Source organism: Ornithinimicrobium panacihumi, from assembly GCF_052073805.1.
Classification (GTDB): Bacteria; Actinomycetota; Actinomycetes; order Actinomycetales; family Dermatophilaceae; genus Ornithinicoccus; species Ornithinicoccus panacihumi.
On record NZ_JBQGWG010000016.1, the window covers coordinates 20550 to 39933 of the forward strand.

At 72.2% G+C, this 19384-nt stretch carries 17 protein-coding genes and 1 tRNA gene; 12 read left to right on the forward strand and 6 right to left on the reverse strand.

Annotated features, from left to right (window positions below):
- The first annotated feature begins 215 nt into the window (after positions 1-215).
- The 6 genes from ACTMMA_RS13500 to ACTMMA_RS13525 all read left to right on the forward strand — a co-directional run bounded on the left by ACTMMA_RS13500 (position 216) and on the right by ACTMMA_RS13525 (position 8426).
- A complete protein-coding gene (locus ACTMMA_RS13500) occupies positions 216-3380 on the forward strand; it encodes an Rne/Rng family ribonuclease (protein ID WP_441190650.1) in 3165 nt (1054 codons plus the stop codon).
- 162 nt (positions 3381-3542) lie between these two features.
- Positions 3543-3857, forward strand: a complete 315-nt coding sequence (gene rplU, locus ACTMMA_RS13505) for a 50S ribosomal protein L21 (RefSeq protein ID WP_441190651.1) — start codon at positions 3543-3545, stop codon at positions 3855-3857.
- Positions 3858-3892: 35 nt separating this feature from the next.
- Positions 3893-4156 carry a 50S ribosomal protein L27 gene (rpmA, locus tag ACTMMA_RS13510; RefSeq protein ID WP_441190652.1) on the forward strand — a complete coding sequence of 88 codons (264 nt, stop codon included), beginning with the start codon at positions 3893-3895 and terminating at the stop codon, positions 4154-4156.
- Between the two features lie 137 nt (positions 4157-4293).
- Complete coding sequence (gene obgE, locus ACTMMA_RS13515) at positions 4294-5802, forward strand: GTPase ObgE (RefSeq protein ID WP_441190653.1); 1509 nt, start codon at positions 4294-4296, stop codon at positions 5800-5802.
- Between the two features lie 147 nt (positions 5803-5949).
- Complete coding sequence (gene proB, locus ACTMMA_RS13520; protein ID WP_441190654.1) at positions 5950-7122, forward strand: glutamate 5-kinase; 1173 nt, start codon at positions 5950-5952, stop codon at positions 7120-7122.
- Positions 7119-8426, forward strand: coding sequence for a glutamate-5-semialdehyde dehydrogenase (locus tag ACTMMA_RS13525; RefSeq protein ID WP_441190655.1), 1308 nt, complete (start codon positions 7119-7121; stop codon positions 8424-8426). Before proB ends, ACTMMA_RS13525 begins: the two co-directional genes overlap by 4 nt.
- On the opposite strand, the gene ACTMMA_RS13530 is transcribed toward ACTMMA_RS13525, so the two are convergent.
- Together ACTMMA_RS13530 and ACTMMA_RS13535 are read right to left on the reverse strand one after the other, a co-directional pair.
- Positions 8414-9421, reverse strand: coding sequence for a squalene cyclase (locus tag ACTMMA_RS13530; RefSeq protein WP_441190657.1), 1008 nt, complete (start codon positions 9419-9421; stop codon positions 8414-8416). The genes ACTMMA_RS13525 and ACTMMA_RS13530 overlap by 13 nt on opposite strands.
- Complete coding sequence (locus ACTMMA_RS13535) at positions 9418-10386, reverse strand: glycosyltransferase family 2 protein (protein WP_441190658.1); 969 nt, start codon at positions 10384-10386, stop codon at positions 9418-9420. The genes ACTMMA_RS13530 and ACTMMA_RS13535 overlap by 4 nt, the downstream gene beginning before the upstream one ends.
- Before the next feature lie 40 nt (positions 10387-10426).
- On the opposite strand from ACTMMA_RS13535, the gene ACTMMA_RS13540 reads away from it, so the two are divergent.
- From ACTMMA_RS13540 to ACTMMA_RS13560, 5 genes are all read left to right on the forward strand, one after another.
- Positions 10427-10675, forward strand: a complete 249-nt coding sequence (locus tag ACTMMA_RS13540; RefSeq protein ID WP_441190659.1) for a hypothetical protein — start codon at positions 10427-10429, stop codon at positions 10673-10675.
- Positions 10676-10689: 14 nt separating this feature from the next.
- The gene (gene nadD, locus ACTMMA_RS13545; RefSeq protein WP_441190690.1) at positions 10690-11262 is read left to right on the forward strand and encodes a nicotinate-nucleotide adenylyltransferase; all 573 of its coding nucleotides are present in this window, start codon (positions 10690-10692) and stop codon (positions 11260-11262) included.
- A complete protein-coding gene (rsfS, locus tag ACTMMA_RS13550; RefSeq protein ID WP_441190660.1) occupies positions 11259-11639 on the forward strand; it encodes a ribosome silencing factor in 381 nt (126 codons plus the stop codon). The genes nadD and rsfS overlap by 4 nt, the downstream gene beginning before the upstream one ends.
- Positions 11640-11650: 11 nt before the next feature.
- Positions 11651-12286 carry a histidine phosphatase family protein gene (locus ACTMMA_RS13555; protein ID WP_441190661.1) on the forward strand — a complete coding sequence of 212 codons (636 nt, stop codon included), beginning with the start codon at positions 11651-11653 and terminating at the stop codon, positions 12284-12286.
- Positions 12287-12339: 53 nt separating this feature from the next.
- Positions 12340-12412, forward strand: a tRNA-Ala gene (locus ACTMMA_RS13560).
- Between the two features lie 114 nt (positions 12413-12526).
- Here the strand turns inward: ACTMMA_RS13560 and ACTMMA_RS13565 are convergent.
- Entirely contained in the window at positions 12527-13054 is a 528-nt protein-coding gene (locus tag ACTMMA_RS13565; protein ID WP_441190662.1) for a type II toxin-antitoxin system PemK/MazF family toxin, read from the reverse strand.
- A 172-nt stretch (positions 13055-13226) separates the two neighbouring features.
- Here ACTMMA_RS13565 and ACTMMA_RS13570 point away from each other — a divergent pair, with 172 nt between their 5' ends.
- A complete protein-coding gene (locus ACTMMA_RS13570) occupies positions 13227-15035 on the forward strand; it encodes an L-lactate permease (RefSeq protein ID WP_441190663.1) in 1809 nt (602 codons plus the stop codon).
- 75 nt (positions 15036-15110) lie between these two features.
- On the opposite strand, the gene ACTMMA_RS13575 is transcribed toward ACTMMA_RS13570, so the two are convergent.
- From ACTMMA_RS13575 to ACTMMA_RS13585, 3 genes are read right to left on the reverse strand one after another with little or no spacing between them, the layout of a single operon-like run.
- A complete protein-coding gene (locus ACTMMA_RS13575) occupies positions 15111-16496 on the reverse strand; it encodes a (Fe-S)-binding protein (protein WP_441190664.1) in 1386 nt (461 codons plus the stop codon).
- A 2-nt stretch (positions 16497-16498) separates the two neighbouring features.
- Entirely contained in the window at positions 16499-17797 is a 1299-nt protein-coding gene (locus ACTMMA_RS13580) for an FAD-binding oxidoreductase (RefSeq protein WP_441190665.1), read from the reverse strand.
- Complete coding sequence (locus ACTMMA_RS13585) at positions 17797-19335, reverse strand: FAD-linked oxidase C-terminal domain-containing protein (protein WP_441190666.1); 1539 nt, start codon at positions 19333-19335, stop codon at positions 17797-17799. Before ACTMMA_RS13585 ends, ACTMMA_RS13580 begins: the two co-directional genes overlap by 1 nt.
- Between the last annotated feature and the right edge of the window lie 49 nt (positions 19336-19384).

The following is a 19384-nucleotide window of genomic DNA, read 5'->3' on the forward strand; positions in this document are numbered from 1 at the left end:
GTGGTGCGACACACCATCCGCACGCGCGACGCCCAGAAGGGCGCCACAGACGACTTCAGCCGGCCAGACCGGTGCCGCGCCCCGCGCGAACCGGCCGTGGCACCAGGACGACTTCCGTCCCGACCAGCAAGGTCCGGACGACTGCACCCGCCGCGCGGGGAGTGGCCCTAGCAGGGCCCGGTGTGGGCTTGTCCGCGTGGCTGGAAGGACACGACGTGTCTGACGACAGCACCACGCACGAAACCGAGCAGGACCGCGCAGACCGCGCGGCAGCGCTGACCGCCGCGACCCAGGCTCTCTTCGAGACCGGGGCGCAGGGCGGCAGTGACTCCCCGGAGAGTGCGGACAGCCCCGACTCGCCGGATAGCCCCGACTCGCCGGACAGCCCGGCGAGCGCGGACAGCGCGGACGAGCCCGAGGGCGATGCGGAGGAGGCCGACTCCGACGGGAGCGGCGACGAGACCGCCGAGACGGACGAGGCCGACACGGATCAGACCGAGGACTCGGACGACGCAGGGTCGAAGGACGCCGACCCGGATCAGGCCGAGGACGAGGAGAACGCCGACGGGTCCGAGGTCGCTGCGCTGGCGGCCGCCCAGCCGACCTTCGGGCTGCTCTTCCAGGCACCGGACCTCTCGGACATCCCGCGCCGGCGCTCGCGCCGTGCCACCTCCGGCGTCACGACCCCGGCGCCGCGTGCGGCCGAGGAGGAGAGCGAGGAGGGGCAGGAGCCGGACGCGGACGACGCCCAGGACCAGGACTCGACCCAGGACGCACAGGCAGGGTCGTCCCGGACGTCCAACCGCCGCCGTCGCGGCGGCAAGGGCCGCCGTGGCCGCGGGGGATCGGACACCACCCCGGAGACGGGCCAGGACGACGCGGAGAGCTCGCAGGCCGATGACGGTGACAGCACCGACGCCACCGACACCACGGACACCGAGGGCCAGGCCTCGGGCAGCGGCCGGAGCCGCAGCCGTAGCCGCAGCCGCGGTTCCCGCTCCGGCGGGGGAGGCGCCGGCGGCTCCGGCTCCGACGGTGGCGACGACTCCGCCACCCCCGCAGAGCAGGACAGCTCCTCGGAGACCGGCTCCGACGAGCAGGGCGAGGGTGAGGAGGGCTCGAGCAGCACCCGGCGGCGGCGCCGCCGCCGGCGTAGCGGCGAGTCCAGCTCCAGCGGTGAGCGTTCCGCCCGCGACCAGGTGACCTCGGTCCGCGGCTCGACCCGGCTCGAGGCGAAGCGCCAGCGGCGCCGGGAGGGCCGCGAGGCCGGTCGACGCCGGACCATCATCACCGAGGCCGAGTTCCTTGCCCGTCGCGAGAGCGTGGACCGCGTCATGGTGGTGCGTGGACTGGAGGACCGCACCCAGATCGCGGTCCTGGAGGACAACGTCCCCGTGGAGCATTACGTCTCCCGCTCGACCCAGACCACGATGGTCGGCAATGTCTACCTGGGCCGGGTCCAGAACGTCCTGCCCAGCATGGAGGCCGCCTTCGTCGACATCGGCAAGGGCCGCAACGCGGTGCTCTACGCCGGTGAGGTCAACTGGGACGCCGCCGGCATGGTCGGCAACGAGCCCAAGCGGATCGAGAACGCCCTGAAGTCCGGGGAGTCGGTCCTGGTCCAGGTGACCAAGGACCCGATCGGTCACAAGGGTGCCCGGCTCACCTCCCAGATCTCGCTGCCCGGCCGCTTCCTCGTCTATGTGCCCGGCAGCTCTATGACCGGGATCTCGCGCAAGTTGCCCGAGAACGAGCGGACGCGCCTGAAGAAGATCCTCAAGGAGGTCCTCCCCGAGGACGCCGGCGTCATCGTGCGGACCGCGGCCGAGGGGGCCTCCGAGGCCGAGCTCAAGGCCGACGTCGAGCGCCTGACCGCGGCGTGGGAGCGGATCAGCGCCAGCGCGAAGGCGAAGAGCACCAAGGCGCCGTCCCTGCTGCACGGGGAGCCCGACATGACCGTCCGCGTCATCCGCGACGTCTTCACCGAGGACTTCTCCAAGCTCGTGGTCTCCGGTGAGCACGCCTGGAACGAGGTCAAGCGCTACATCGACGACGTGGCCCCGGACCTGGCCGAGCGGGTCGAGAAGTACACCGGCACCAACGATGTCTTCACGACCTACCGCGTCTCCGAGGCGATCGCCAAGGCGATGGACCGCAAGGTCTGGCTGCCCTCCGGCGGCTCGCTGGTCATCGACCGGACCGAGGCGATGACCGTCGTCGACGTCAACACGGGCAAGTTCACCGGCTCCGGGGGCAACCTGGAGGAGACGGTCACCAAGAACAACATCGAGGCGGCCGAGGAGATCGTCCGGCAGCTGCGGCTGCGGGACATCGGCGGCATCATCGTCATCGACTTCATCGACATGGTCCTGGAGAGCAACCGGGACCTCGTCGTGAGGCGCCTCCTGGAGTGCCTGGGCCGGGACCGGACCAAGCACCAGGTGGCCGAGGTCACCTCTCTCGGACTGGTCCAGATGACCCGCAAGCGGGTCGGCTCCGGACTCATCGACGTCTTCTCCGAGACCTGCGCCCACTGCTCGGGACGCGGGATCATCGTCCACACCGAGCCCCTCGGCAAGGGCGGCGGCGAGCAGGGCGGTGCCGGCGGGGCCAGCTCCGGGAGCACGGGCTCCGGCAACGGGAACAACGGTGGCAGCGGTGGCGGTGAGGGCAACGGCCGTCGTGGTCGAGGTCGCGGCCGCAACAGCTCCTCCCAGCAGAGCGAGCCCAAGAACGTGCTTCCGACCCCGAACCCCAACGGCCCGACGCCGGCCCAGATCGCGGCCGCGGCCCATGCGGCCGCGCAGATGGCCGGGGCCGGCAACGGGGCGCGCCCGGAAGGCGAGGACACCGAGGCCGCCCAGGTCGACGAGGTGTCCGCCGAGGACGTCGCCCCCGAGCCTTCGGGCGAGCCCACTACTGCTCAGGAGTCCTCGACGGGCGAAGCCCCGGTCGACGAGCCCCAGGCCGACGAGTTCCAGACGGACGGGTCCGCAGGTGGCAGCGCCGAGGCCCCCCAGACGGACGGGGCCGCCGGCGACGGCACCGAGGCGAGCGCGCCCGCGCCGGAGAAGAGGGCCTCCCGGTCCCGGGGTGGCGCCCGCACCCGCAAGGCGACCTCGAAGGTCACCACGCCGGAGCCTGCTCCCGAGGTCGAGGTGGTCCAGGAGATCACCACGGCGGACGCCCCGGCTCCGGCTGCCCCGGCCGAGACGGCCCAGGACGTCCCGACCGGGCAGGCCCCGACCGAGCAGGCCGAGGGCGAGGCGCCCGCCGCGCCCAAGCGTCGCCGTCGCGGCCGCGTGTCGGCCCCGGCCGGTCCTCCGGCCAGCACGGATGCCGATGCCGCCACGACCACACAGGAGTCGGTCCCCGAGTGAGTTTGGTCCCGGGGCGTCCGGCACGGTAGGCTAGTGCGTCGGTTCGCCCCGGGTCCGGGACGGGTCTCGTAGACAACGCCCAGTCGCATGGCTGTGCGGTGGCTCGGCCCTCCTCCACCGGGAGCTGCAAACCCCACCCAGACTGCAGGAAGTGAGTTCAACGTGTACGCGATCGTCCGTGCCGGCGGCCGTCAGGAGAAGGTCTCCGTCGGCGACGTCCTGACCATCGACAAGGTCAAGAGCGGCGCGCAGGCCGGCGACACCGTCGAGCTCGCGCCCGTCCTGCTCGTGGACGGCTCCACCGTGACCACCGACGCCGACGCCCTGAGCAAGGCCGTCGTCAAGGCTGAGGTCATGGGTGCCGCCAAGGGTCCCAAGATCGTCATCCAGAAGTACAAGAACAAGACCGGGTACAAGAAGCGGCAGGGCCACCGCCAGCCGCTCACCCAGATCAAGATCACCGCGATCGACGCCTGACGGCGACGTTCTTTAGTCAACTAGGAGGCTGAGCCATGGCAACGAAGAAGGGTGCGTCCTCGACCAAGAACGGTCGCGACTCGAACGCCCAGCGTCTGGGCGTGAAGCGCTTCGGCGGTCAGCTCGTCAACGGCGGCGAGATCATCGTGCGTCAGCGCGGGACCCACTTCCACCCCGGTGAGGGTGTGGGTCGCGGCAAGGACGACACGCTGTTCGCCCTCGTCCCCGGCGTGGTGGAGTTCGGCTCCAAGCGCGGTCGCAAGACCGTCAACGTCGTCGCCGAGTCCGTCGACGCCTGACCGCTGCCGCGTGAGCACGCTCACGCGCGACGGCGACACAGACACACCGCAGACGCCGGTGGGTGGCCCAGCCCCCACCGGCGTCTGCGCGTCCCCGCACGAGGCGGGAGACCGCATACCTTGAGAGGATCCATCCCATGGCCAACTTCGTCGACCGGGTCGTCCTGCACCTGCGCGCCGGCAACGGCGGGCACGGCGTCGCCTCCGTGCACCGCGAGAAGTTCAAGCCGCTGGGAGGACCCGACGGCGGCAACGGCGGGCACGGAGGCGACATCGTGCTGCGGGTCGACGCGCAGGTCACCACGCTGATCGACTACCACCACAGCCCGCACCGCACGGCCCCCAACGGGCGCCCCGGCGAGGGCGACGAGCGCAACGGCGCCCAGGGTGAGTCGCTCATCCTCCCGGTGCCCAGCGGGACGGTCGTCACCACCCGCTCCGGCGAGGTCCTCGCGGACCTCGTGGGGGAGGGCAGCGAGTATGTGGCGGCCCGCGGCGGTCGCGGGGGGCTCGGCAACAAGGCCCTGGCCTCCACCCGGCGCAAGGCACCCGGCTTCGCGCTCCTCGGTGAGCCGGGGGAGGAGACCGAGGTCCTCCTCGAGCTGAAGACCCTGGCCGACGTGGCACTCATCGGCTTCCCGTCGGCCGGCAAGAGCTCGCTGGTCTCCGTCCTGTCGGCGGCGCGCCCCAAGATCGCCGACTACCCGTTCACCACGCTGGTGCCCAACCTCGGCGTCGTGACCGCCGGCGGCGAGCGCTTCACCGTCGCCGACGTGCCGGGTCTGATCCCGGGCGCCAGCGAGGGCAAGGGGCTGGGGCTGCAGTTCCTGCGGCACGTCGAGCGCTGCCACGTCCTGGTGCACGTCATCGACTGCGCCACGCTCGAGCCCGGCCGTGACCCGCTCACCGACCTGGAGGTCATCGAGGCCGAGCTGGCCGCCTACGTCCCCCACGGGGCGCTGGGCGGGATCCCGCTGGCCGACCGGGTGCGGGTCGTCGTCCTCAACAAGGCGGACGTGCCCGAGGCCCGCGAGCTGGCCGAGATGGTGCGCCCGGACCTGGAGGAGCAGGGCTACGAGGTCCACATCGTCTCCGCCGTGGCCCACATCGGCCTCAAGGAGCTCACCTTCGCCCTCGCGGGGCACGTGAAGAAGGCACGCGAGGAGCAGATCGTCATCGAGCCCACCAGGACGGTTCTGCGTCCCCGTGCCATCGACGACACGGGCTTCGAGGTCCTGGTCGAGAAGACCGCGGACGGCCCCGTCTACCGCGTCGTGGGGGAGAAGACGACCCGCTGGGTGCGCCAGACCGACTTCACCAACGACGAGGCGGTCGGCTATCTCGCCGACCGGCTCAACCGGGCCGGCGTCGAGGACGCCCTGCTCAAGGCTGGGGCCGTGGCCGGCTCCACCGTGCTCATCGGCAAGGACGACGACGCGGTGGTCTTCGACTGGGAGCCCACCATGGCCAGCGGGGCCGAGCTGCTCGGCCAGCGCGGCACCGACCTGCGTCTGGAGGAGCGCTCGCGTCCGACCCGCGCGGAGAAGCGCGACGCCTTCCACGCCCGCAAGGACGTCGAGTCCCAGGTGCGGGCCGAGATGGAGGCCGAGCGCCGGGCCGGGAAGTGGACGACCGAGGACGACTGACGGACCACCGGGGCGCGTGGCCCGACGGGTGGCTGAAGCCCTGACCGAACCGGTGCCCGGAACCCTGCCCGGGCACCGGCCAGGGCACCGCCCCGGACACCGGCCTGGATGCATGAGTATGCGTGAGGATGGAATAGTATGCCTCCCATGTCCTCCCTCGTCGATCGCAGCGCCATCCGCACCGCGCACCGCATCGTCGTCAAGGTCGGGTCGTCGTCGCTGACCGCGCCGACGGGAGGGCTCGACGGCTTCCGCCTGCAGGCGCTGGCCAACGTGCTGGCTCGGCGAGCACTCGAGGGCACCCAGGTCGTGCTCGTCTCCAGCGGAGCCATCGCGGCAGGGATGACCCCGCTCGGGCTGACCCGTCGGCCCAAGGACCTGGCCACCCAGCAGGCGGCGGCCAGCGCCGGGCAGGGCATGCTCATGGCCGCCTACACGCAGGCCTTCACCATGCACGGCGTGCAGGTCGGCCAGGTGCTGCTGACCGCCAACGACATGCACCGCCGGAGCCACTACGTCAACGCCTCGCGGACCCTGGAGCGCCTCCTGGAGCTCGAGGTCGTCCCGATCATCAACGAGAACGACACCGTGGCCACCGACGAGATCCGCTTCGGCGACAACGACCGGCTGGCCGCCCTGGTGGCCCACCTGGTGGATGCCGACGCGCTCCTGCTCTTCTCCGACGTCGACGCGCTCTACGACGGACATCCGCGCGAGCCGGGCGCGCGCCGCATACCCTTCGTCGGTGGTCCGCAGGATCTGGCCGGTATCGACGTGTCCCGGGCCGGCTCCAGCGTGGGCACCGGGGGCATGGCGACCAAGGTGGCCGCGGCCCAGATGGCGACCGCGGAGGGGATCACGGTGGTGCTGGCCAGCACCGACCGGGCCGGCGATGCGCTGGCCGGGGAGGATGTGGGCACCATCTTCGTCCCGACCGGCGTCAAGAGCCCGGCGCGCCGGCGCTGGCTCGCCCACGCCAGCAGCGTCTCCGGGCGGATCGTGCTGGACGACGGCGCGGTGGAGGCCGTGGTGTCGCGGCAGACCTCCCTCCTCCCTGTCGGGATCACCAGGCTCGAGGGTCGCTTCTCGGCCGGTGACACGGTCGACCTGTGCGACAGGGACGGTCGGGTCGTCGCCCGCGGGCTGGTCGGCTACGACGCCGACGAGCTGCGCCCGCTGGTCGGCCAACGTCTCCAGCGCGGCACCCGGCTGCGCACCGGCGCGCCCGCCGCACGCCCCGTGGTCCGTCGCGACGACCTCGCCGTCCTCCGGCCGACGGCGGCCCCCGACCCCCACCCCGAGGAGCATCCCGCACCATGACCAGCCAGACCACCGACCAGGCACCCGCCCCGATCGACCCCGGCGTCGTCGAGCAGGTCCACGACCTGGCCCGGCTCGCCCGGGTGGCCGCCCGCGAGCTCGCGCTGCTGACGCGGGCGGAGAAGGACGCCCTGCTCCTGGCGCTGGCCGACGCGATCGAGGCCTCGGCGGCGCAGGTCGTCGCCGCCAACGAGGAGGACCTGACCCGTGGCCGCGACAAGGGGCTGGCCCCCAACCTCCTGGACCGCCTGAGCCTCGACGAGGCCCGGGTCCGGGACGTCGCCGACGCCCTGCGCCAGGTCGCCTCGCTGCCCGACCCCGTCGGCGAGGTCGTCCGCGGGTCCACCCTGGCCAACGGCCTCCAGCTGCGCCAGGTCCGGGTCCCCATGGGCGTGGTCGGGATGATCTACGAAGCGCGGCCGAACGTCACCGTGGACGCCGCGGGCCTGGGACTCAAGAGCGGCAACGCGGTGCTGCTGCGCGGTGGGTCGGCGGCGGCCTCGACCAACGCTGCCCTGGTCGGCATCATGCGGACCACGCTGCAGGAGCGCGGAGCCAACCCGGACGCGATCACGCTGCTGTCCGAGGGTGGCCACGACGCGGCGCGGGCGCTCATGACCGCGCGGGGCCTGGTGGACCTGGTCATCCCGCGCGGCGGCGCCAGCCTGATCCGCACCGTGGTGATGGAGTCGACGGTCCCGGTGATCGAGACCGGCGTGGGCAACTGCCACGTCTACGTCGACGCGTCCGCCGACCCGGAGATGGCGGTGCGCATCGTCACCAACTCCAAGACCCACCGCACCTCGGTCTGCAACGCGGCGGAGTCGCTGCTGGTCCACCAGGACGTCGCCGAGCGCGTGCTCCCCGGGATCATGGCGCAACTCGCGTCCGCCGGCGTCACCGTGCACGGGGATGAGGAGATGCTCCGGTATGCGGCAGCGGCCGGCGCCGATCACGTCGCCATCGTCGACGAGGACGACGACACCGAGTTCCTCTCCCTGGACATCTCCGCACGGGTGGTGGGCTCCCTGGACGAGGCCATCGGGCACATCCAGGAGCACACCAGCGGGCACACGGAGGCCATCGTCACAGCGGACCGTGCCTCGGCGCGCCGGTTCACCACCGAGGTGGACGCCGCGGCGGTGCTGGTCAACGCCTCGACCCGGTTCACCGACGGCGGGGAGTTCGGCTTCGGTGCCGAGATCGGGATCTCCACCCAGAAGTTGCACGCCCGCGGACCGATGGCGCTGCCCGAGCTGACCACCACCAAGTGGGTCGTGGAGGGTGACGGTCAGGTGCGCTGAGCGCGGTCCCACCAGTCGAGGACGCGCAGGGCGGACAGCGTCAGCCAGGGTGAGGCCTCACCGGGCGGGACGTCCACCTCGAACCAGACCTCGCCCCCGAGACTGACGTCCTGCAGCCAGCGACCGTCGTCGGTGCGCTTGGCCCGGACCGCCTCGACCGCCTCGGCCAGCCTCGGGTCCGGACCGTCGACAGGACGGCCCGCGGCCTCGTCGAGCCGGTCGACGGCACGGAAATGGTCCAGCGCCCTCAGCACCGAGTAGCGTGCCCGGCCCGGATAGGCGAACTCGGTGACGAAGTCGCCGATCGGCTCCCCGGTCGAGCGACGCCGCATCAGCCCACGCTCGAGGAGGTAGTCCTCCCCGCCCCGGCGGAGTGAGCGCAGCAGGTCGAGGTCGCCGACCCCCTGCTCCTCGCGGTAGCGGAGGGAGACCAGGACGTTCAGGGTGCTCTCGACCGAGGAGACCGTGGCGCCGTACCACTCCCAGGCGCAGTTCCAGCCTCCGTCCGCCATCTGGTGCTCGGCGAACCAGCGCTCCAGCCCGGACACGTCCGCCCCCAGCCAGGTTCCGTTGGCCAGCGTCCAGGCGTTGATGCAGCAGTCCACCTCGCCGGCCCAGTAGGGCAGGTCGTCATACTCCCAGCGGGCGTTGCAGGCCAGCCGGTCGGCGGTGTCGCCGAGCGCGGAGGCGTCGACGCCCCACTCGCGGAGCGAGTTCAGGGTCCACGTGGTGGCCGTCCAGGGCTGCGGGGGCCGCGGGCCCTCCTCCGGCTCCTCCCAGCCGGAGGGGAAGAAGGCACCTCCCGCCCACGTGCCTGCGGGATCCTGCAGCTGGAGCAGCCGGGCGCCGAAGCCTTCGTGCGGCACACGCGCGCGGGTCGCCCGCCACGTCTCCTCCGGGGCGCCCACCAGATCGCGCTCGACCTGCCAGCGCAGGGCGGGGTCGGTCGCCAGCAGCCAGCTCGTCAGCTCGTCGGGGCGCGGCTGCCGGATCACGGTGCGGTGCTGGACCGGTCGGAGGGGCTCAACGAGTCGTGGGCGACGTAATAGGTCGGTCGTCGCTGGAGGGAGGAGTAGATGCGGGCGACGTATTCGCCCATGATCCCCAGGCACAGGAGCTGCACCGCGGCGAAGGCGGCCACGATCACCACCGTGGACGTCCATCCGGCGACCGTGTGACCGGTCGCCTTGGCGATGAGCGCGTAGACCAGCAGGCCGAGGGCGACGAGGAAGCCGCCCAGGCCGAACCAGGTGGCCAGCCGTAGGGGGACGGCCGAGAATCCGGTGATCGCGTCCAGCGAGAGACGCAGCATCTTGGCGAGGGGATACTTCGAGCTTCCGGCCGCGCGCTCGTCCCGGACGTAGCCGACCGTCGTCGAGGGGAAGCCCAGGGAGGGGACGACCAGCCGGAGCACCCGGTGCTGCTCGGGGAGCGCGTTGACGGCGTCGACCGTCGCCCGGGACATGAGTCGGAAGTCGGCAGCGTCGTCCGGCCCGGTGCCCGAGCTCAGACGCCTCATCGTGCCGTAGAAGGCGTTGGCGGTGCTGCGCTTGAAGGCGCTGTCGCTGGACCTGTCGGTCCGCACCGCGTAGACCACGTCGACCTGCTCGCGGCGGGCGGCCTCCAGCATCTCGACGATGGTCTCGGGCGGGTCCTGCAGGTCGGCGTCGATGGTGACCACCCAGTCGCCACGGGCCCTGGCCAGGCCGGCGGAGATGGCCGCCTGGTGACCGGAGTTGGCCCGGAGCCGCAGGATGCGCAGCTGGGGCCAGGTGCGGCGGGCGGTCTGAAGCAGGACGGGGGTCTGGTCCGAGCTGCCGTCGTCGACGGCCACGACCTCGTAGTCCTCGCCGAGCTCGTCGAGGACGCTGCGGGCGCGCTCCACGAAGAGGGGGAGGACCTCCTCCTCGTCGAACATCGGGACCACCACGGACAGCGTGGGGGGCGACAGGCCAGGCATGTCGCCACTCTATGTGCTGGCGCCGGGTACAGTTGCCCCTATGACGTCTGTGCTGTCCGACTCCATGATCGTCGCTGCCGAGGGTGGCCACGCGGTGGTCAACGAGCTGCCGTTCGCCCCCATCTGGTTCGGCGTGATCGCCCTGGTGGCGTTCTTCGCGCTGCTCGGTTTCCTGTGGGCCTTCCGCAACACGCTGTCCGTGGACCCGCGCACCCACCACGCCCACGGCGGGCACGCGACCGGCCGCGTGGTCGACGACGGCACCGGCCACGGGAGCGCCACGCACTGATGCGCGTCGGAGTGATGGGTGGGACCTTCGACCCCATCCACCACGGCCACCTCGTCGCCGCGAGCGAGGCCGCGAGCCTGCTGGACCTCGACGAGGTCGTCTTCGTCCCGACCGGGCAGCCCTACCGCAAGGACGCGGACAAGGTCTCCCCGGCCGAGCACCGCTACCTGATGACGGTCATCGCGACCGCCTCCAACCCCCGGTTCACCGTCAGCCGCGTCGATATCGAGCGCGACGGCCCCACCTACACCCGGGACACCCTGCGCGACCTACGGGCCCAGCGGCCCGACGACGAGCTCTACTTCATCACCGGAGCCGACGCGCTGGCCCAGATCCTGACCTGGGAGGGCGTCGAGGAGCTCTGGGACCTGGCCCACTTCGTCGGCGTGACCCGCCCCGGGCACGAGCTGTCCGGCGACGGCCTGCCCCAGGACCGCGTGACCCTGCTGGAGGTGCCCGCCATGGCCATCTCCTCCACCGACTGCCGCGAGCGGACAGCCGCCGGCGAGCCGGTCTGGTATCTCGTCCCCGACGGCGTGGTCCAGTACATCGGCAAGTACCACCTCTACCGGGAGGATCCCCAGTGACCGCTACCCCTCGTGCGACCGAGCTCGCCCAGGCGGCCGCCGCCGCCGCGCACGACAAGCTCGCCGAGGACGTCGTCGGGCTGGATGTCTCCGGTCAGCTCGTCCTGACCGACGTCTTCGTCATCGCCTCCGCCCCGACCGAGCGGCAGGTCTCCTCGATCGTCGACGCCGTCGAGGAGCGCCTGCTCACCCTCGGCTCCAAGCCGCTGCGCCGCGAGGGGCACCGCGAGGGCCGCTGGGTGCTGCTCGACTTCGGCGACATCGTCGTGCACGTCATGCACAGCGAGGACCGCGAGTTCTACGACCTCGAGCGGCTCTGGAAGGACTGCCCCTCGGTCGTGCTGCCGGAGCCCACCGGTCAGCAGCGCGACGCCTGAGCAGGTCCGGTATGAGGCGGGTCATCGTCTGGCGGCACGGTGAGACCGAGCACAACGCGGGGGGGATCTACCAGGGCCAGTTGGACAGCCACCTGTCCGATCGCGGCAGGCAGCAGGCCGCGGAGGCGGCCGCGGCGCTGGCCGCCCGCCGGCCGACGCGGATCGTGGCCAGCGACCTGGCCCGCGCAGCCGACACCGCCCAGGCCCTCGCGGACGCCACCGGGCTGGTCGTCGAGCCCGACCCGCGCCTGCGCGAGATCCACGTCGGCCGCTGGGCCGGGCTGCCGCATACCGAGGTCGTCGCCGGCTGGTCCGACGTGATCGAGGCGATCGACCGCGGGGAGGACCCGCGGCGCGGGGAGACGGGGGAGAGCGTCGGAGATGTCCAGGCCCGGGTCCGGGAGGTCTTCGACGACCTGGTGGGCCGGATGGGCGAGGACGAGACCGCCGTCCTGGCTACCCACGGGGTGGCCAGCCGCACCCTCGTCGCGGGCGTCATCGGGCTCACCTACCAGCAGTCCTGGCTGGCCCTCGTGGGCCTGCACAACTGCCACTGGGCCGAGCTCGTGGAGCACCGCACGGGGTGGCGGATGGAGTCCTGGAACGTCGGCGTGACCGCCAGCGTGGGCAGCGTCACGGACCGCTGACCTGCGATTTGGAGATTGCCCGGGCGCCTGGGTAAAGTAATCCAGTCCTCAACGGGGCTGTAGCGCAGTTGGTAGCGCACCTCCATGGCATGGAGGGGGTCAGGGGTTCGAATCCCCTCAGCTCCACCGGACCTCGGGCCGGGCACCAGAAGGTGCCCGGCCCGAACGCATTCCCGCCCCACGCTGCCCGCGCCCGGTGCGGCGCCGGGAGGAGGCAGCGGCTTCAGGCACCCCCGCCGTTCACCGACCTCCGTCGTGACGTCGCACCTGCGCCAGGACCTCCTCGAAGATCTCTCGGTCCAGGGCGACCCCGGCACGTCGGACCGCAGACTCCTCCAGGCGCAGGATCCGGTTGACGCGGGCCTCGCTGGGACGGCGGTAGCGGTCCCAGCCCCCGGCGCCGATGTCCATCCACAGCCGTCCCGCCGCGGCCTCCTGGGCTGCGTCCCGGTCGTGGTCCTTGCTGGTGAGCTGCAGGGCCAGCAGGGTGGCGCCGTCCCGCCCGATCACGAGGACGGGGCGGTCCTTGCCCTTCCGGGCGTTCTCCTCGAAGGGCACCCAGGCCCACACGACCTCGCCGGGGTCGGGGTGCTCGTCGTCGACGGGGGAGTAGGTGTAGAGGTCCTCGGGAGGCTCCAGGTCCTCTGCTGGCCCGGGCTCCTGAGCGCCGGGGCGCTGGCGGAGCGCCCGCCCGACCACCTCGGCGGCGCGGCGCAGGCCGTCGCGCCAACTGGTCGCGGGGGAGCCGGGGACGTCGCTGCGGGCCATGCACCGACCCTAGCCGGGGTGGTCGGCGGACCCGTTCGAGACACCGTGCCCCAGATGCTTGACGCGGACGACCAGAGCGCGGCATAGTCACCTTCACGCCTCTTGGTCTGGCCATTCCAAGTGCACATCCGCGCCGCTCCTGTACGGCCGGTCCTTCCCGAAAGGTGTCGACGTGGACAACCTTGCTGTTCTCAGCCTGCTGGCGATCGCCCCGATCGTCGTCGTAGGCATCCTCCTCGCCGGCCTGCGGTGGCCGGCCAAGTACGCGATGCCGGTCGGCTACGTGGTCACCGTCCTCATCGCGATGCTGGTGTGGAAGATGCGCCCGGCCGCCGTCGCCGCGGCCACGATCGAAGGACTGATCGTCGCGATCACCCTGCTCTACATCGTCTTCGGAGCGCTGCTCCTGCTCGCGACGGTGATCGGCAGCGGCGCGATGAGCACCATCCGCGCAGGTTTCACCTCGATCTCGCCGGACCGCCGCGTCCAGGCGATCATCATCGGCTGGCTGTTCGGCTCCTTCATCGAGGGCGCCTCCGGCTTCGGCACCCCGGCCGCGGTCGTCGCGCCGCTCATGCTGGCGCTGGGCTTCCCGGCCATGGCGGCGGTCATGGTGGGCCTGATCATCCAGTCGACCCCGGTGTCCTTCGGGGCCGTGGGAACCCCGATGATCGTCGGCATCGGCAACGGCCTCAAGGACGGCGCCGGTGTCGCCGAGCGCGAGGCCGAGCTCGGCATGGACCACATGGAGTATGTGGCGCACATCGCCAGCCAGGTCTCGATCATCCACGCCATCGCAGGCCTGCTGATCCCGCTGATCATCTCGGTCTTCCTCACCGGCTTCTTCGGGGAGCGCAAGAGCTTCGCCGAGGGCCTGAAGATCTGGCCGTTCGCGATCTACGCCTCGGTGGCTATGACCGTCCCCTATGTCATCGTCGCTTTCGTCGCCGGCCCGGAGTTCCCGGCCCTCCTCGGTGGGCTCATCGGCCTCGCGATCGTGATGTTCACCTCCAGCAAGGGCTTCCTCATGCCCAAGGAAACCTTCGACTTCGGCCCCAGGTCGACCTGGGAGGAGCGCTGGATGGGCTCGCTGGACACCGACCACCTCGGTGATATCGACAAGCGTCGGATGAGCCTGCCGGTGGCCTGGACGCCCTACGTCATCATCGCCGTGCTCCTGCTGGCCACGCGCCTCATCGAGCCGCTGACCGCGGCGCTGCGCTCGGACAACCCGGCCGTGACGCTGCCGTTCGACGACATCCTGGGCACCGGGATCTCCACGAACTGGCAGTGGCTCTACAGCCCGGGGACGGTCTTCATCGTCACCTGCCTGATCACCTACGCCCTGCACCGGATGAGCGGTCAGCAGATCGCGAAGACCTGGAAGGTGGCTGGCAAGCAGATCCTCGGGACCGCCGTCGCGCTGCTCTTCGCGGTGCCCCTGGTCCGGATCCTGATTCGTTCCGGCGCCGAGTTCACCGAGTCCGGTCTGGCCTCCATGCCGGTGACCCTGGCCGAGGGCGCGGCCGCGGTCGCGGGCGCGAACTGGCCGCTCATCAGCCCCTGGATCGGTGCGCTCGGGGCCTTCGTGGCCGGGTCCAACACCGTCTCCAACCTGACCTTCGCGCTCTTCCAGTTCCACACCGGCGCCGAGATCGGGGTCACGCCCGACACGGTCGTCGCCACCCAGGCGGTCGGCGGTGCGGGTGGCAACCCGGTGGCGATCCACAACATCGTCGCGGCCTCGGCCACGGTGGGTCTGCTGGGACGCGAGGGCGACCTGATCCGCAAGACGGCGTTGGTCACGACCTACTACTGCCTGGTGGCAGGAGCGGTCGGCTACTTCATGATCTACGGGCTGCGGCCGGCGGGCATCGTCCACGCCCTCATCACCCTGGCCCTGATCGTCGGCTCGGTCTTCTGGATGGTCAACCACGACAAGAAGCTGCCGAAGCTGGAGACCGCGGACCGCCGCGGCTGAGCGCAAGCCCACTCACGACGAGGCCCCCACCGGGATCGCCGGGTGGGGGCCTCGTCGGGGCCGGTGCGCAGCTCGTCAGAGGAGGTGCTCGCCGCGGATCGAGGCGTCCAGGGCGATGGCGGTGTGCACGAACGGAATCGGGGTCCCGGCGCGGTCCAGGGCCTGGCTGATCTGCATCAGGCAGCCCGGGTTGGCGGTGACGAGCAGCTCGGCGCCGGTGCGGACGATGTTGGCCGCCTTGCGGTCGCCCAGCTCCTGGGCGGGCTCGGGGTGCAGGATGTTGTAGACGCCGGCGGAGCCGCAGCAGATCTCGGCGTCGGGGATCTCCACCAGGGACAGGCCGGGTATGCCGTTCAGCAGCTGACGCGGCTGACTCACCACCTTCTGGGCGTGCCTGAGGTGACAGGCGTCGTGGTAGGCGACCGTCAGGTCGCGGCCATCGGCGGTGATCGGGTGCCGGGGCGCGACGGGGCCCAGCTCGACGAGGATCTCGGCCAGGTCGCGCACCTTGGCGCTGAAGGCGCGGGCCCGCTCGGCATAGTCAGGGTCGTCGGCGAGCAGGTGGACGTACTCCTTCATGCTCGAGCCGCAGCCGGCCGAGTTGACGACGACGTGGTCGACGCCGGTCGCCTCAAAGGTGTCGATGAGGCGCCGGGCGAAGGCCTGCCCCTCCTCCTCACGGCCCACGTGGACCGACAGCGCCCCGCAGCAGCCCTGCTTCTGCGGGGCGATGACGTCGCACCCCTCGGCCGCCAGGATGCGGGCGGTGGCGGCGTTGACGTCGCCGAAGAACTCCCGCTGGACGCAGCCGGTCAGCATGCCGACCACGGCCCGGCGTGGGCCGACGGCCGGCGTGCGCTCCGGCACCGTCACGCGGGGGCCCAGCGGGGGAGCCAGGGACTGCATGACCTCCAGCTGGGGGCTGACCCGCCCGACCAGCCCGGTCTTCTCCACGAGGCCGAGCAGCCCCGTGCGCTGGGCCAGCCGCAGCGGCCCGCGCAGCGCCCGCAGCCGCTGGGGGTAGGGGAAGAGGTTGAAGATGAGCGTGCGCAGACCCTTGTCGGTAGCGGGGCGGTCCACGCGGCGCTCCAGCTGGGCCCGGGTCGACTCGATGAGGCGGTCGTACTGGACGCCGGAGGGGCAGGCCGTCACGCAGGCCATGCAGCCCAGGCAGGCGTCGAAGTGGCCCACCATCGTGTCGGTCAGCGGGGCGCCCTCGGTGGCCGCGCGCATCAGGTCGATGCGGCCGCGCGGGCTGTCCATCTCCTCGCCCCACAGCGCGTAGGTCGGGCAGGTGGTCAGGCAGAAGCCGCAGTGCACGCAGTCGTCGAGGAGCTCCGGCGACGGCGGGCGGTGGCCGTCGAAGGCCGGGCTGGCCAGGACCTTGCCGGCCTGCTGGCCGACGCCGCGCACCGTCGGGATCCCGAGCTGGACCGGGGAGCGGGGGTCGGGAAAGGTCATCGTCACAGTCCTCCTACGAAGCGTCCGGGCGCCAGGGTGCGTCCGGGGTCGAACTCGTGCTTGACGCGGCGCATCAGGTCCAGCCCGGGGACGGGGCCCCAGCTGTCCAGCGCTGCCTTGGCCTGAGGCGGGGCGTCCAGGACGACGGCCGAGCCGCCGAGCCGGGCGGTGGCGGCCCGCAGGGAGGCCAGGGCGGCCCCGGCCCCCTCGGCGTCCTCGCCGGGCAGGGTCAGGTAGAGCACCCCGGTGCCGGCCGAGCCGTTGAGGGTGGCGCCGAGCCGGGTGGCCTCGGCGACCAGGTCGGCGACGCCGCTGAGCCGGGAGGTGACCTTGACCAGGAGCGGTCGGGAGCCCTCCGGCGGGGTCGTGCCCCCGCGTTGGCCGGGGTGGAGCATCGCGCCCCACCAGGGCGGCTGCAGATCGTGCACGGTGGCCGGGCAGCCGAGCCCGCCCATGACCGAGGACAGGGCCTCGGCGCGGGCGGCGGCGCCCTCCGAGGTCCCGGAGACGAGCGCCACCACGGCCGGGTCCACGCCGGGCCGGGTGCGGACTTCCACGGCGTGCGGCACGAGCTGGCTGGCCACCACCTGCTCCAGGACCGTGCCCAGGTGCTCCTGGGGAACCGTTCCGCCCACCCAGAAGGACGCGGCGGGCACGGGGTGCAGCCGGAGGGTGACCTCGGTGATGAGCGCGAGGGTGCCGAACGACCCCACGACCAGCTTGGACAGGTCGTAGCCCGCCACGTTCTTGACCACCTTGCCGCCGGCCTTGGCGATCGTGCCGTCGGCGCGCACGATCCGCACCCCGATGACCAGGTCACGCATGGTGCCGGCCCACATGCGGCGGGGACCGGCGACGTTGGCGGCGACCGCGCCACCCACTGTGCTCCCGGGCGAGGCAGGGCTCCCGTCGGAGGCACCCACGAGGTCGTCCAGCGCCACCTGGTGGTCGGCCTCGGCGAGCTGCTCCTGCAGGCGAGCGAGCGGCATACCGGCCCCGACCGTGGCGATGAGGTCGCCCCGGGCGTGCTCGACCAGCTCGTCCATCGCGGTCGTGTCCAGGAGGACGTCGAGGCGCTCCGGGGGGCGGCCCCAGGCCAGCTTGGTCCCGTGGCCGCGCACGACCACGGCCAGGCCGCGCTCGTGGCAGGCGCGCATCAGCCCGGCAGCCTGCTCGGCCGTCGCGGGGCGGGCCACGACGCGGGCGGGCACGCCGTCGACGTGGTCGTCGTCCCCGGCGGGGGACAGGAGGTGGTCCAGCCCGGCGGGCAGCAGGTCGGTGGCGGGGTGGTTGGCGGACATCAGAACAGCTCCGCCAGGCCGGCCTCCTGCAGCGGGTGCGCACCCTGCACGATGCGGGGCCGCTCGCCGCACAGGCGGGGCGTGGGATAGATCTTGCCGGGGTTGGCGATGCCCTCGGGGTCGAAGGCGCACCGGATCAGCTGCATGGTCTCGAGGTCCTCGTCGGTGAACATCCTGGGCATGTAGCGCGCTTTGTCGGCGCCGACTCCGTGCTCCCCGGTGATCGACCCGCCGTGCTGGATGCACAGGTCCAGGATCATCCCGGAGACCTCCTCGGCGCGCTCGGTGGCACCCTCCTCGGCGGCGTCGAAGAGCACGAGGGGGTGCAGGTTGCCGTCGCCGGCGTGGAAGACGTTGGCCACCCGCACCCCGCGCTCGGCGCTGATCTCACCCATCCGGCGCAGCACCTCGGGCAGGGCCGTGCGGGGCACCACGCCGTCCTGGACGATGTAGTCGGGGGAGATGCGGCCCACGGCGGCGAAGGCGGACTTGCGGCCCTTCCAGATCTCGGCGCGCTCGGCGGCGTCGGTGGCCATCCGGAACTCGAAGGTTCCCGCCTCCTGGCAGATCCGCTCCACCTCGGCGTACTCGTGCTCGACCTCCTGCGCCGGCCCGTCCAGCTCGACGACCAGCACCGCGCCGGCCCCCTCGGGATAGCCGCAAGAAACCGCCTTCTCGGCCGCCTCGATCGCCAGGGCGTCCATGATCTCGATCGCGGCCGGCACGATGCCCGCGGCGATGATCGCGCTGGTCGCGGCGCCGGCCTGGTCGGTGGAGGCGAACCCGGCCAGGACGGTGCGGACCTCCTCCGGGAGGCGCACGAGCCGCACGAGCGCCCGGGTGGCTACCCCGAGGGTGCCCTCGGAGCCGACGAAGGCGCCAACCAGGTCGTAGCCGGGGGCGTCGGGCGCCTCGGTGCCCAGCGTCACCTCCTCGCCCTGCGGGGTGACGATGTCGACCGACAGCACGTGGTTGCTGGTGAAGCCGTACTTGAGGCAGTGCGCCCCGCCGGAGTTCTCCGCGACGTTGCCGCCGATGGAGCAGATCTGCTGACTGCTGGGGTCGGGCGCGAAGTAGTAGCCCGTCGGGTTGGCCGCCTTGCTGACCTGCAAGTTGATCACGCCGCAGTCGACGTCGGCCCGTTGGTCCCGCGGGCGGATCTCGTGCAGGGTGCGCAGCCGGCTGGTCACCAGCAGCACCCCCTCGGCGTGCGGGAGGGCGCCGCCGGACAGGCCGGTGCCCGAGCCCCGGGCGACGAAGGGCACCCGGTGCTCGGCGCAGGCCTCGACCGTCTCCCGCACGTGATCGGCGGTGTCCGCCAGCACCACCAGCCCGGGGGTGACGCGGTAGGCGGCCAGCCCGTCGCACTCGTAGGTACGCAGCTGGGTCGGGTCGGTGATCAGGTTGGGCTCCGGTATGCGGCCCCGCAGGGCCGCCAGCACCTCACCGACGGTGCCGGCCGGCGGGGGTGCGGCCTGGGCGCGCGACTGCGCGTCCTCCTCGTCGGTGAGCCCGCGCACCTGGGGGTCGAGCGGCATACCTGGCCTCCTCGTCGAGCGTTCGGGGACCATCAGTGTGGGCCCGTCT